This window comes from Salegentibacter sp. 24, assembly GCF_004362395.1.
In the GTDB taxonomy this organism is placed as follows: domain Bacteria; phylum Bacteroidota; class Bacteroidia; order Flavobacteriales; family Flavobacteriaceae; genus Salegentibacter.
Genome location: NZ_SNWE01000011.1, coordinates 103,842 through 118,666, shown reverse-complemented (window position 1 = coordinate 118,666; position 14,825 = coordinate 103,842). Strand labels below are relative to the sequence as shown.

Here is a 14,825-nt window from a genome sequence, read left to right as displayed (position 1 = left end):
CAAGAATTAGATGAAAAAGATTCTCGCCTTTGCCGGTTCCAATAGCAGCACTTCCATTAATTTTCAATTATTAACACACCTGGCCAACCGTATCCAGGGACATCAGGTAAAAATTCAGGATTTCACCCAATACGAATTACCTCTTTATAGTGCCGATAGGGAAAAGGAAAAAGGTATTCCTTTAAGTGCTACTATAATTAACAATATTATTAAAGATCATGATGCACTGGTGATTGCAGTAAACGAACATAATGGAAATGTGTCGGCATATTTTAAAAATATGATAGACTGGCTTTCCCGTTTAAACAGGAATTTTCTCGCGGATAAGAAAATTTTATTGATCAGTACATCTCCCGGTAAACGCGGAGCTGCTTCCGCACTGGAATACACTAAAGGTATTTTGCCTAGGTTTGGTGGGCAGGTGATTGAGAGTTTTAGTTTTCCATCTTACCACGATAATTTTAAAGATGGAAAAATGCTAAACGAAGTTTTGGATATGGGAATTCAGGATGTTTTAACAACTTTTTCGCATCAACTGGGATAGGCCTGTTAATTTGCTTTTTTTACCTTGAATTCTTCGTTTGCCTTACCAATACTGGTCAGTTCAGCATCCGGTTTTCCTTTGATCCCCATATCCTCCTTATGTTTGTCAACGGGACTACCGAATAATATTAACCATGCTTCTTTCAGCGATCTGGCCTTCCAGATATCCTTGCTAATTTCAATCCATTCGTGGAAAACCAGGAAAAATGGGTTGTAAGAATTTACCGGTTTGGTGATCCCGTAACGAGGTTTTTCGTCTTCTTCCTGAAATGTTCCGAAAATCCGATCCCAAAAAATGAAGGTAGATCCATAATTTTTATCAAGATACTTTTCATTTACTGAATGGTGTACCCGGTGATGTGATGGGGTGGTAAATATATATTCGATAGGTCTTGGTAATTTCTTTATCAGTTCTGTATGGATCCAGAATTGATAGAGGACTTCCAGTTGATGAACAATAAAAAATACCAAAGGGTGGAAGCCTAGTAGAACCACTGGTAAAAAGAATATTATTTTTAAATTCTGTGTCCAGGAAAGCCGAAAAGAAGTCGATAAATTATAGTGTTCCGAAGAATGATGTACCACATGGGTGGACCACCAGAAGCGCTGTTCATGGGCCAGGCGATGTGACCAATACCTGCTGAAATCCAGTAATATTAAGCATAAAACATAGGACCACCAGGTGTGCGGTATTTTAAAAGGAGCCAAATTGAAAAAGAAAAGAAAAACCATGAAGACTCCTATTTTCATAAACCCGTTAAGAATTAAATTACCAATTCCGATGGCGGAAGAAGCAAGAAAGTCTTTGCCTGAGTAAAGGTTTTTGTATTTTTTTCTTCCAATTAGAAATTCAATAAGAACAAACAAAAACATAAGCGGGGCTGCAATCCAAATAACGGTAGTGAAATCCAGGTTTTCTATATCGGCTAAAGTGAGTTTTTCTGTATCTGTAAACATCTGGAATAGGGAGTCTTATGTGTGATTTTTGACTTAAAAGGTATGGAATAATATTAAAGTTTTTTTTCGCAAAATCAAAGTGATTTTAAAACTAATTTTTCGAGAATTTATCGGCAACAAAAAATGCGTCAGAAGTTTTTGATAATTTTGTAAATGGATTTAAATATGTCCTGAGTCAAATTGTTCTTACCTTTGCGGCCAAATTAGAAGGTAGGTGCGCAGCATATCAACATATACTTTAAAAGATCCGATAAAATTCAAACAACAATTATTGCATTGGAGCCGGCACTTTGAAGAAATTGCCTGGCTGGATAGCAATAGTTATAACCAGAATCACAGTGAATTTGATGCCTTAATGGCTCTGGGTGCTTTTACTGCGATTAAAACAGATTATCACCAGGCTTTTGCCAAACTTCAGGAATATCAGCAAACCACTAAAGACTGGATTTTTGGATACTTATCATACGATCTTAAAAATGATGTGGAAGCACTTTGCTCCACCAATCCCGATGGATTGGAATTTCCAGACCTGTATTTTTTCCAGCCTCAAAAGTTATTTTTATTGAAGGGGAATCGCTTGGAAATGCATTATCTAAGCATGCTGGATGAAGAAATTGAAACGGATTTCACTGAAATTTTAAAAATTTCTTTAGATGATGATCTACAGCTTGCCTCCGGGAAAAAAAAGGCGCAGATACAGGCCAGAATTACCAAAGAAGACTACCTGAAAAAGGTCGAGAATATGCTCGCCTATATTCAGCGTGGTGATATTTATGAGGCTAATTTCTGTCAGGAATTTTTTGCTGAAAACAGTCAAATCGAGCCCATTGAAGTATTTCAAAAACTTAACAAAATATCGGGTCCTCCCTTTGCTTCTTTTTTAAGATTGGAGGAACATTGGCTACTTTCCGCTTCTCCGGAGCGTTATTTAAAAAAATCAGGTGCAAAATTAATTTCTCAACCAATCAAAGGAACCGCCAGACGATCAGAAAATGCTGCTGAAGATTTGGAAATTGCTGACCAACTTTCCAGGGACCCCAAAGAACAGTCTGAAAATGTCATGATTGTGGATTTGGTCCGAAATGATCTTTCGAAGATCGCCAAAAAAGGGAGTGTAAATGTTGATGAACTTTGTAAGGTTTATTCTTTTAAACAGGTGCACCAGATGATCTCTACAATCTCAGCGGAAATTGATGCTGGTATTCCACCGGTAGAAGCTCTACGTGCTACCTTCCCAATGGGCAGCATGACTGGGGCTCCAAAGATTTCAGCGATGAAAATCATCGAAGAGCTCGAAGAAACCAAACGCGGACTCTATAGCGGGGCGGTGGGTTATTTTATGCCAACCGGCGACTTCGATTTTAATGTGGTGATACGTAGTATTCTTTATAATTCTGTAAAAAAATATGTATCCTTTTCGGTGGGCGGGGCAATTACTGCCGGTTCAATCGCGGAAAAGGAATACGAGGAATGCCTATTGAAAGCCGCCGCAATGTACCAGGCGCTGGGTTAATTTTTTTTATAACCAGAATATTTTTGCGGTTACACGGGATAAATACTCAGGGAAAATCCTGTAAAGTGTTTTTGTATCTTTGATTTTCTATGGAAAGAGCTTTCAAACATGAGATCAAATTGCAGTTCCCTTATTTGTGCAATAGTAAAATTTTACTTGCTGTAAGCGGTGGGGTGGATAGTGTGGTACTTGCCCACTTGTGCAAAAAAGCCAAACTCGATTTCGCTTTGGCACATTGTAACTTCAACCTTCGGGATGAAGAAAGTGATGCCGATGAAGATTTTGTGGCAAGCCTGGCAAAAAAACTAAAAGTGAAACTTTTTATAGAGAATTTTGATACCGAGCAATATGCAAAGGACAATGGATTATCCATTCAAATGGCGGCACGAGATCTCCGTTATGAATGGTTTGAAGAATTACGACAAAAATATCAATTTGATTATACCTTAACTGCTCATCACGCAAATGATAGCCTGGAAACTTTTTTTATTAATTTACTGCGCGGTACCGGCCTGGAAGGTTTAAGCGGAATAAATTCTGACAGTCATAGCCTAATTAGGCCTTTGCTAAAATTTTCCCGAAAGGAAATTTCATCTTATGCACAGGAGAATAATATTCCCTGGCGGGAGGATAGCAGTAATGCCTCCACAAAGTACCTTCGCAATAAGATAAGACACGAAATCGTACCGATTTTTGAAGAATTAAATCCGCAGTTTCTAGAGACTTTTTTAAAAACCCAATCACATTTAAAGGAAAGCGAAGAATTGGTGGAGGATTATATGAGCCTGCTCTATCCTAAAATTATCAGTAAAACAAAATACGGGTATAGCCTGGAGATCAATTACCTAAAAAAAATTCCTAATACTCCAGCGGTTTTGTATCAGTTGCTTAAATCTTTCGGTTTTACCCAATGGGGCGACATTTATAATTTATTGGATGCGCAACCTGGAAAAATGGTTTTTTCTGCTTCACACAGGTTGGTTAAAGACCGGGACTACCTAATTTTAACTGAGAAAAATAGCAAAGAAGAGAAGGTTTACAAAATTGCTAAGGATGAAGACTTTGCTATGCTGCCTATGGGAACTTTTTCCTTTTCCGAAGTTCAGCAAATCAAGGAGAAGAATCCGAATTGTATTTATGTAGATCCGGAAAAACTTGATTATCCACTTAGTGTAAGACAGTGGCAGAAAGGTGATGTGTTTTATCCTTTCGGGATGAAAGGAAAGAAGAAGTTAAGCGACTTCTTTAAAGACAAAAAATTATCTTTGCCCGAGAAAGAAAACAGCTGGGTGCTATGTTCTGGAGAAAAAATTATTTGGGTCATCAATCAACGGGCCGACAGGCGTTTTTCCATTACATCCCCCGGTCAAAAAATTATAAAAATCACTTTCAGTTTATGAAATACATGGCAAGCCTGCTTTTATTCTTAATTCCTTTACTACAACTACAGGCACAATATTTTAACCAGGGGGAGGAAGATTCCCAACTGTCCGATCCTATAACCTGGGAGGCTTCCGTAGAAAAGGAGAACGATAGTATTTATACCCTTGTTTTTACTGCCGACCTTGAAGAAGGCTGGCATTTATATTCCCAAAAGGAAGCCGATATTGATATAGCGCCAATTGCAACTACTTTCTCTTACAGTGCTAATGAAGGAAACTTTGAGCTGATAGGTGATACCGAGGAACCCGATGTAGCACCGATTTATGACCAGGTCTTTGAAGCCGACATCACTTACTTTGAAGAGGAAGCAGTTTTTACCCAGAAGGTAAAAGTTCCCACTCAATCGAATTCGAAAATTATTGCGGAAATATATTTCTCTGTTTGTGATGATGAAAAATGTTTACCTCCCGAAACAGAGCGCTTCAATATATCCCTGGGAGAAAATGAAATAACCGAAGGCTTTACAGATCTTAAAATTTCAGAAAAGGATAAAAAACTTACCCAGGCACTAAATATTGAAGTTTCCGGAATGGAGGAATTTGCTACGCAAGAGGAGGAAGGCAATAATTTCCTGAATATTTTTCTTCTGGGATTCGTCGGGGGCTTAATCGCTTTATTGACACCCTGTGTATTTCCGATGATTCCGCTTACCGTTTCCTTTTTCACCAAAGGGGCTAAAAACCGGAAAAAGGGTTTGGTAAATGCTATACTTTATGGCTTTTTTATTTTCGTGATTTACCTACTGCTTAGCTTGCCGTTTCATTTACTGGATAGCGTAAATCCGGAAATACTCAACAACATTTCCACCAATGTTACCCTTAATATAGTTTTCTTCATCATTTTCATCATTTTTGCGTTTTCCTTTTTTGGTTATTACGAAATTACTTTGCCGAGTTCCTGGAGCAATAAAATGGATGATAAAGCTTCCAGTGTAGGAGGATTTGTAGGGATCTTTTTTATGGCGCTTACCCTGGCTTTGGTTTCCTTTTCCTGTACCGGACCAATTTTGGGTTCCCTTTTGGGCGGCTCGCTAACCAGCGATGGTGGTGCGATGCAGCTTTCTATGGGAATGGGTGGTTTTGGCCTTGCCCTGGCCTTGCCTTTCGCCCTTTTTGCTTTATTTCCAAACTGGCTTAATTCCTTACCAAAAAGCGGTGGTTGGCTCAATACTGTTAAGGTAACTTTAGGTTTTATAGAATTAGGCTTGGCTTTTAAATTTCTTTCCAATGCCGACCTTGTCGAACATTGGGGGATTTTAAAGCGTGAAATTTTTATCGGGATATGGATCTTAATTGGATTAGGACTAATGGCCTATTTGTTCGGGTTTATTCGTTTTCCACACGATGGACCTAAGAAGAAGATCAGTAAGGCCAGGTTTGGCGTGGGGGTGATCACCTTCTTTTTTGTGCTGTATTTAATTCCTGGGTTAACCAATACTTCCGCTGCGAACCTTAAACTTTTAAGCGGTTTTCCCCCTCCTTTATTTTACAGTATTTACGACAAGGGTACCGAGGCACCCCTGGGATTAAAAGCATATAAGGATTGGGACCAAGGCCTGGAAGCTGCACGTAAACAGAACAAACCAATCATACTTGATTTTACCGGTTGGGCCTGCGTAAATTGTCGGAAGATGGAAGAACAGGTTTGGAGTAATCCCGAGGTGTTTGATGTATTAAACGATGAATATATTCTTATTTCTCTCTATGTAGACGACAGGGAAGAGTTAGCAGAAGAAAAACAGTTCAATTATCTAAAACCAAAAGGCGGAATCAAACCTATTGAAACCATTGGCGATAAATGGGCAACCTTCCAAACGCTTAATTTTCAGAATAATTCCCAACCATTTTATGTGTTGCTGGATAATGAGGTCAAGCTGCTTAACAAGCCGGTGGGTTATACCCCGGATGATTCAAAATACCTTAACTGGCTTAAAGAGGGGTTAGCAAAATTCCACCAAGCACCGAATAATTAAAATTCCTTTAGGTTTATCGGGGTAATTTCTATCTTAGGGGCTTAAAATATTCCCTGACTATGAAATTACTCCGATTAAGTTTTATTCTTCTGTTTTTGAGTTTTATACCTGTTCATATCATTGCACAGGAAGAGTATATTGTAAAGGAACATTATAACAAAACAGAAGTGGATATCCCTATGCGGGATGGAACTAAGTTGCATACCACTATTTATTCGCCAAAAGATACTTCAAAAGAATATCCTATTCTTATGCAACGAACGCCATATAGTTCCAGGCCCTATGGAGAAGATCAGTTTAGGTCGCTTATTGGGCCTAACGAGTATTTGATGAAGCAAGGAAATATTGTGGTTTATCAGGATGTGCGTGGACGTTGGATGAGTGAAGGAGAATACGACAATATGCGGGCTATAATTCCAAATAAATCCGGAAAGGAATTTGATGAATCCAGCGATACTTATGATACTATTGAATGGCTCATTAATAACGTAAACAATAATAACGGAAGGGTAGGTACCTGGGGGATTTCTTATCCGGGTCATTACGCCGTTGCCTCCCTTATCGACGCCCATCCAGCATTAAAAGCTGCTTCCCCACAGGCCGGAATTGGGGATTTCTTTTTTGACGACTTTCATCATAATGGCGCGTACCTTCTTAGTTATTGGAGAGCCACCGCGCTTTTTGGATACGATAAAACAGGCCCTACTAAAGAAGCCTGGTATGAACTGCCTGATCTAGGTACTGAAGATCAATATCAATTCTTTTTGGATATAGGGCCGTTAAGTAATTTGGATAAATATTACGGTGAGGACAATGAATTTTGGCAACAGTTAAAAGAGCACCCGAATTATGATAAGTTCTGGGAGAGCAGAGGAATTATCCAGCATTTAGATGATATTAAGCCGGCGGTTATGGTTGTTGGCGGTTTGTTTGATGCTGAAGATCTTTACGGTCCTTTCAACACTTATAAGAAAATAGAAGAAACCAGCGATAATTATAATATTATGGTTTTTGGCCCTTGGAGCCACGGTGACTGGGCGAGACAAACCAAAAGACAGGCGGTTGGAAATGTGTATTTTGGAGATGATATATCTGAAGACTATCAGCGTAATATTGAAACCAAATTTTTTAATCATTTTCTAAAAGGTGCACAGACAGAAGAATTAGATCTTTCCGAAGCTTATGTTTATGATACCGGTCTGAGAAAATGGAATTCTTATGACCAGTGGCCTCCGAAGGAAGCTGAACCTATCACATTTTACCTGGGAGATGACCAGGAATTAACCGATGAGCCCACCCAGAATAAAGAAGTGTTTATAAGTGACCCCATGAAACCGGTTTCCTATAATAATGAGATTAAAGCAGTGTTCACACCGAGAGAATATATGACCGGCGACCAGCGTTTTGCCGCCAGAAGACCAGATGTTTTGGTTTTTGAAACCGAGGTCCTGGATGAAGATCTGAAACTTACCGGTGAAATTCAAGCGCGTTTAAATGTTGCTACTACAGGGACTGCAGCCGATTGGATCGTGAAGGTCATAGATGTTTACCCACCCGATGCCGAGGATTATGAAGAGACTATGGAACATCTCGATATGGATAATTACCATATGATGGTACGCAGTGAAGTTATGCGCGGACGTTTTAGAAATAGTTTTGAAGATCCTGAGCCCTTTGAACCCAATAAGAAAACTTCTGTAAATATTACACTTCAGGGTATCAATCATACCTTTAAGAAAGGACATAAATTACAGGTTCAGGTTCAAAGTACCTGGTTTCCGCTTATCGACAGAAACCCCCAAACCTACGTGCCTAATATTTTTAAAGCTGAAGAAGAGGATTTCCAACAGCAAACCCATACCGTTTTTGGAGATTCTGCAATAGAGTTTTCCGTAATTAAAGATTAGCCTATGCGCCTTAATTTTTTAAATAAGTTTATTTTTCTGGGTTGTTTGGTTTTGTTAGTTGCCTGTAACCAAAAGGAAGAAAATTATTCCCCGGAAGAAATCGCTGAGCAATCAGCGGAATTAAACCAATATTTTGAAGCGGAATTTCAAAAGGATGTCGCGGATTCACCTATGATGCAAACCCGGTTGGGACAAAAAACCAATTATGGGAAATGGGATGATTTTTCGCACTTGAAATACGCCCAGGACCTTGAAAAGGCCAAGAAACGCTTGGAATATCTAAAAAAGGTAGATGTCGCGGCATTAAATAAGCAAACACGACTCAGTTATGATTTATACCGTCAAAACCTTGAAAATGAGATCAACGATTATGATTTTCGGTTTTATGATTACCCGGTAAACCAGATGTTTGGTTACCATGCCGAATTACCCGCTTTTTTAATAAACATGCATCAAATAGATTCGGTAAGTGATGCCAGGGCCTATATTTCAAGGTTGGAAGGAATTCCCAGGGTAATGGAAGAGGTCATTGGAAATTTAAAAATTAGGGAGCAAAATGGAATTGTGCCACCGGTATTTGTTTTTGACAGGGTTTTGGAATCCAGCAGAAACATAATTAAGGGTAAACCCTTTGGGAAATCTTCAGAGAACAGCGCGTTACTGGCCGATTTTAAATCAAAGGTCGATAAATTAGATATTTCAGAACAGGAGAAAAAAGAACTTATTTACAAAGCTGAAACGACCCTGACTAAGGCGGTTAAACCAGCTTACCAGAATTTGATCGTTTTTTTGGAGACCCAGCAAAAACGAGCAAACAATGATGCCGGAGCCTGGAAATTTCCAAAAGGAGATGCCTTTTACGCAAAGGCCCTAAAACGAACTACTACTACTAATCTATCTGCAGAAGAGATTCACGAAATTGGGTTAGCTGAAGTTGCCCGTATTCATAGTGAGATGGAGAAGATAAAAAAGGCAGTGGGTTTTAAAGGAACCTTGCAGGATTTCTTTGAATATATGCGTAGCGATGAACAATTTTATTACGCCAATGATTCTCTTGGCAGGGAAAAATATCTCACAGTAGCTACGGATATCATCAATACGATGAAAGCTCGGTTAGATAATTTATTTCTTACCAAACCTCAGGCAAAGTTGGTCGTTAAAGCCGTGGAAGCATTCCGGGAGAAAAGTGCGGGTAAGGCATTTTATCAACAACCTGCAATTGACGGTTCCAGACCGGGTACTTATTATGCCAATTTATATGATATGTCTGCGATGCCGACTTATCAAATGGAGGCTCTGGCTTATCATGAAGGAATTCCAGGGCATCATATGCAAATTGCCATAGCCCAGGAACTAGAGAATATTCCCCAGTTTAGGAAATTCAGTTTTTATACAGCCTATGTGGAAGGATGGGGACTTTACAGCGAATTGTTGCCCAAAGAGATAGGCTTTTATAAAGATCCATATTCCGATTTTGGCCGCCTTGCCATGGAGCTTTGGCGCTCCTGCCGGCTTGTTGTTGACACAGGAATTCACGCTAAAAAATGGACCCGCCAGGAAGGTATCGAATACTACAAACAAAATACTCCGAATGCCGAAAGTGATTGTATTAAAATGGTAGAGCGGCATATTGTGATGCCAGGTCAGGCCACGGCCTATAAAATTGGAATGAATAAAATCCTCGAATTACGGGAAACTGCCAAAGAAGAATTGGGAGAAGATTTTGATATTAGGGAATTCCATGATGTGATTCTTCTAGATGGAGCTTTACCTTTGAATATTCTTGAAGAAAAAGTAGACAACTGGATATCCAGAAAAACTAACTAAAAAAGTGAATTTGAAACTTATAAAAAAGGAAGAACTAAAAACGCTTAGTCTTATCAATAAGAATGGGAGCGAGCTCCAAATCCTCAACTTTGGCGCTGCAGTGCTAAGCTTTAAGATAAAAGACAAAAGCGGTAAAAAGATAAATGTAGTGGTGAGCCCCTGGGCCGAAGATTTTATTACTTCCACCTACAGGGAGCATAACAAATGTTTTGGTGCCTCGGTGGGGAGATATGCTGGTAGAATTGCTAAAGGCGAATTTAAACTCGATAAGACTACTTATAAATTGTTTGAAAAGAATGATGTGCACCTCCATGGTGGTGAATATGGGTTTCAGTATAAAATATGGGAAATTGAAGAAGAGACAACTGCTCCAAATCCCTCAGTGAAATTAAGTTATTTGAGTAAAGACGGGGAGGAATCCTATCCTGGCAACCTCCAAGTTGGGGTAACATATACCCTTACTGAAGACGATGAATTGCTTATAGAATACTCCGGGAAAACGGATAAAAAAACGGTGATTAACCTTACTAACCATACCTATTTCAATCTAAATGGAGGTGGTAGTATTAGTGATCATTTTTTAAAGATAGAAGCTGAAAAAATACTGGAAGTTGATGAAAATCTCCTGCCTACAGGGAATTTAACCAAGCTAAAAAAACATCCTAAGAACTTTGGCCAGAGCAAATTAATTGGCAACCGAAACCTGGATGACACCTTTGTTTTAAGATCTGAAAAAGATGAAGTTGATGCCAGGTTGTTCGCACCGTTAACCGGAATCAAAATGGAGGTGAAGACCAACCAGAAAGCTATGGTTGCCTACGCTCCTGAGAGCCTTCCTCAGGATTTTAATTATCATACCGAAATTGCCGAACATTATCCTTCTCTGTGTTTAGAGGCACAGAATTTTCCAGACGCCCCTAATTTTAGAAATTTCCCGGAGGCCGTTTTAAAGCCTGGAGATGAGTATTATAACCGAATTTCATATAAGTTTTCGGTAAGTGGGCATTAAGAAAATTACCGGCTAAAGGGGCTAAGTTTCGATTTAAATTTTATATTTAACAAAATTTTTTAATAAGTTATGGTTGGTATAATATCATTTGTAGGATTTACGCTTTTAGTGGGGATAATTGCCTATTTGGCTACTCGAAAAACTGATGAAAGTACAAGTGATGGATATTTCTTAGGTGGAAGAAGCCTTACCGCGGGTGTAATTGCCGGGTCGGTATTGCTTACTAACTTATCCACAGAACAAATCGTAGGTTTAAATGGCCAGGCTTATAGCGAGGGAATTTTAGTAATGGCCTGGGAGACCCTTGCGGCAATTGCCATAGTGATCACTGCCTTATATTTATTACCAAGATATTTAAAAGGTGGTTTAACCACCGTACCGCAATTTTTAGAAAAGCGATTCGATAAAGGAACCAAAACCCTTGTTTCCGCACTATTTCTCTCGGGTTATATGATTATTTTCTTGCCCATCGTATTATACTCCGGGGCACTGGCCATTAGTACTATGTTCGAAATCCCTGAAATGTTAGGGGTGAGTAGTACCACTGCCTTATGGCTTACCGTATGGGGAATTGGAATCATCGGTTCCATTTATGCCATTTTTGGAGGCTTAAAAGCTGTAGCAGTTTCAGATACCATAAATGCAATTGGTTTGCTTGTGGGAGGTTTGCTAATTCCGATTTTCGGACTTATGGCCATTGGAGATGGGGGGATTATTAGTGGTTTGGAAACCCTGGTTGATGCGCATCCAGAAAAATTTAATTCCATAGGTGGCCCCGAGGCTTCGGTCCCCTTCTCAACCATTTTTACAGGGATGATGCTTGTACAATTATTTTATTGGGGAACCAATCAGGCGATTATTCAGCGTGCTTTAGCTGCTAAAAACCTCCGAGAGGGTCAGAAAGGCTTAATGCTGGCAGCATTTATAAAAATTCTGGGTCCCATTATAGTGGTGCTACCCGGTATTATTGCCTGGCATATGTTCCAGGGGGATTTGGAAAATGCGGATCAGGCCTATCCCGCCTTGGTTAACGCAGTTCTTCCACCGGTACTTACCGGATTTTTCGCCGCTGTACTATTCGGTGCGATTTTAAGTTCTTTTAATTCCGCATTGAATAGTTCAGTTACCCTTTTCGGAATCGATATTTATAAACAATATTTCAATAGTGAGGCCAGTGAAGCACAGGTTGTAAAACAAGGAAAGCGATTTGGCATATTCCTGGCCGTTGGAGCTATGCTTATTGCACCATTTATTGCCAATGCTCCACAGGGACTTTTTGGTTATTTGCAGGAAGTAAACGGTAGTTACAGTATCCCTATTCTGACCATCGTTATTATGGGCTATCTAACCAAAAGAATTCCCGCCATTGCCGCTAAGGTTGCTATTTTTAGTGGAGTTGGTTTCTATTTAATTTATTTAGTGCTTAAATATTTTGTCGTAGGAGAGGATTCCTTACCTCATTACCTTCACGTGATGGCTATTTTATTTGTACTGAACGTTATAATTATGCTCTTAATAGGGCAGTGGAAGCCTAGAATTAAGCCTTTTGTTCTGGATTATACCAGACAGGTGGATATCCAGCCATGGAAGCTGGTGAAACCGGTCGGGGTGGCTATTGTAGGGCTGGTAATTTTTATTTATATCTATTTCGCCCAGTAAATGTTCTGAATAGCTATAGTAAAAACGAGTGCAGAAATAAAGCTAATCCTTTAAAAAGCCTGGTTTGTTTATGAAAAAGTATTTTGCAGAGCTTTAAGCATTAGGTTTTTTGCTAGTTTTTACTTTTAATTATTTTTATCCTGAAATCTCAAATCTTTTATGCCTGAATATATTTCAGATTATTATGAACAGAACGATAAAATGTACGTCGCTACCGACTGTATTATTTTTGGTTTTGATGATGGTAAATTGAAACTTTTAATCTTCAAAAGAAGGGTAGAGCCTCTTAAGAATGCCTGGTCTTTAATTGGGAGTTTTGTGAAATTAAATGAAGATGTAGACCAGGCCGCTAAACGCGTACTTAAAGAAATCACTGGCCTGGATAACGTGTTTATGGAGGAACTGAAAAGCTATGGCAAGGCGGAAAGAGATCCCGGATATCGTTCAATTTCCATTGGTCAGTATGCGCTGATCAGGTTAGATGAATATGATAAGGAACTCGTGGAAAAACACGGAGCTCACTGGTATGAGATAGATAAAGTGCCGGATTTGGTACTGGATCACGACCAGATGGTTAAGGATGCCCTGGAGCGCTTAAAGCGCAAAGCAAGGTACAAACCGATCGGATTTGAATTACTTCCTGAAAATTTTACTATTCCGCAACTCCAGCAGCTTTATGAGGCTATTTATCAAAAAGAGCTGGATGCCAGAAACTTTAGAAAAAAAGTGCTTTCGCTTAATGTGCTCATCAAGCTGGACAAAAAGGATAAGTCTTCTTCCCGCAGAGGCGCGTTTCTCTATAAGTTTGATTATAAAAATTATAAAAAACTTCTGGAATCTGGCTATAACTTTGAAATAGCTTAAATCGTTCTTAGCATTGCGTATAATGTTAAGAAAAAATTAAAGAATTCTTAGTAATAAATTTGTTTTCTGAAAAATAATTGTAAGATTTACGTTTATGATTATTTGGGCTGGAGAGCTCCTTAATTTTTATTGAAATTTTTGGCCAGTTAAGGGAGAAAAAATAGTATTGACTTCAGCTTTACTATTTTTTGATCCTTCACATTATAAAAACCAACTTAAAACCAAATGATATGAAAACAAAATTTTCTAGGCGTAATGCATTAAAAAGTATAGCCATAGGTTCCGGAATTTTGAGCCTGGGTGGGGTAGCGTCTTCTTTTGCTGCTATAAACTACATCGAAAATAATACCTTGCCAAAGAGTCAAAAAAATAATATTAATCATTCGGTTTGCAGGTGGTGTTTCCAGGATATTCCTTTAGATGAATTTGCTCAAAAATGCGCAGCTATGGGAATTCAGGCCATTGATCTTTTAAAACCTTCGGAATGGAATACCGTGGAAAAACATGGATTAGTCTGTTCTATGGCTACAGATGACTTTGCCAATATAGAACACGGTTTTAATGATCCTAAAAACCACAAAAATCTTCAGGAAAAATACAGGGGGTTAATTGATAAGGCCTCAGAGCATAATATTAAAAATGTTATCGTCTTCTCAGGAAATCGCCGAGGGATGGATGAGCAGACAGGAATCAAGAATTGTTCGAAAGGTTTAAAACCTCTGCTTAAATATGCCCAAAGGAAAAATGTGAACCTGGTTATGGAATTGCTCAACAGTAAAGTGAACCATCCAGATTATATGGCTGATCATACCGAGTGGGGCGTTTCTCTGGCCGAAGAGATGGGGGAGGAAAACTTTAAATTACTCTACGATATTTATCATATGCAAGTGATGGAAGGTGATATTATCGCGACCATTAAAAAGCACCATAAACATATAAATCATTACCATACAGCAGGAGTTCCAGGAAGGCATGAAATAGATGAGTCTCAGGAATTATTCTATCCTGCAATTATGAGGGCGATCGAAGAAACCGGTTTTGATGGATTCGTCGCACAGGAATTTATCCCTACCAATCCCGATGAGTTGGAATCTCTGAAAAGGGCTTTTGAAATTTGTGATGTTTAAAATT

At 39.0% G+C, this 14,825-nt stretch carries 11 protein-coding genes; 10 read left to right on the top strand and 1 reads right to left on the bottom strand.

The annotated features are described in order from the left end of the window. Positions 1-10: 10 nt before the first annotated feature. A complete protein-coding gene (locus DET49_RS09715) occupies positions 11-544 on the top strand; it encodes an NADPH-dependent FMN reductase (protein WP_133547908.1) in 534 nt (177 codons plus the stop codon). A gap of 5 nt (positions 545-549) precedes the next feature. Here the strand turns inward: DET49_RS09715 and DET49_RS09710 are convergent, their stop codons facing one another. After that, on the bottom strand, positions 550-1,500 hold the full coding sequence (locus tag DET49_RS09710) for a sterol desaturase family protein (RefSeq protein WP_133547907.1): 951 nt from the start codon (positions 1,498-1,500) through the stop codon (positions 550-552). A gap of 214 nt (positions 1,501-1,714) precedes the next feature. On the opposite strand from DET49_RS09710, the gene pabB reads away from it, so the two are divergent. The 9 genes from pabB to DET49_RS09665 all read left to right on the top strand — a co-directional run bounded on the left by pabB (position 1,715) and on the right by DET49_RS09665 (position 14,821). After that, positions 1,715-3,013 (top strand): aminodeoxychorismate synthase component I, encoded by a 1,299-nt coding sequence (gene pabB / locus DET49_RS09705; protein WP_133547906.1) that lies wholly within the window; start codon positions 1,715-1,717, stop codon positions 3,011-3,013. 134 nt (positions 3,014-3,147) lie between these two features. Further along, on the top strand, positions 3,148-4,413 hold the full coding sequence (gene tilS, locus DET49_RS09700) for a tRNA lysidine(34) synthetase TilS (protein ID WP_317130309.1): 1,266 nt from the start codon (positions 3,148-3,150) through the stop codon (positions 4,411-4,413). Next, on the top strand, positions 4,410-6,428 hold the full coding sequence (locus tag DET49_RS09695; RefSeq protein WP_133547904.1) for a protein-disulfide reductase DsbD family protein: 2,019 nt from the start codon (positions 4,410-4,412) through the stop codon (positions 6,426-6,428). Before tilS ends, DET49_RS09695 begins: the two co-directional genes overlap by 4 nt. Positions 6,429-6,487: 59 nt before the next feature. Beyond that, on the top strand, positions 6,488-8,335 hold the full coding sequence (locus DET49_RS09690; protein ID WP_133547903.1) for a CocE/NonD family hydrolase: 1,848 nt from the start codon (positions 6,488-6,490) through the stop codon (positions 8,333-8,335). Between the two features lie 3 nt (positions 8,336-8,338). Beyond that, positions 8,339-10,162: a DUF885 domain-containing protein gene (locus DET49_RS09685; protein WP_133547902.1), complete on the top strand. Its 1,824-nt coding sequence runs from the start codon at positions 8,339-8,341 to the stop codon at positions 10,160-10,162. A gap of 10 nt (positions 10,163-10,172) precedes the next feature. Continuing rightward, positions 10,173-11,171, top strand: coding sequence for an aldose epimerase family protein (locus DET49_RS09680; protein WP_133547901.1), 999 nt, complete (start codon positions 10,173-10,175; stop codon positions 11,169-11,171). 69 nt (positions 11,172-11,240) lie between these two features. Continuing rightward, complete coding sequence (locus DET49_RS09675; RefSeq protein WP_133547900.1) at positions 11,241-12,830, top strand: solute:sodium symporter family transporter; 1,590 nt, start codon at positions 11,241-11,243, stop codon at positions 12,828-12,830. A 159-nt stretch (positions 12,831-12,989) separates the two neighbouring features. Next, entirely contained in the window at positions 12,990-13,694 is a 705-nt protein-coding gene (locus DET49_RS09670) for an NUDIX hydrolase (RefSeq protein WP_133547899.1), read from the top strand. Between the two features lie 230 nt (positions 13,695-13,924). Then, complete coding sequence (locus DET49_RS09665) at positions 13,925-14,821, top strand: hydroxypyruvate isomerase family protein (protein WP_133547898.1); 897 nt, start codon at positions 13,925-13,927, stop codon at positions 14,819-14,821. Positions 14,822-14,825 lie beyond the last annotated feature (4 nt).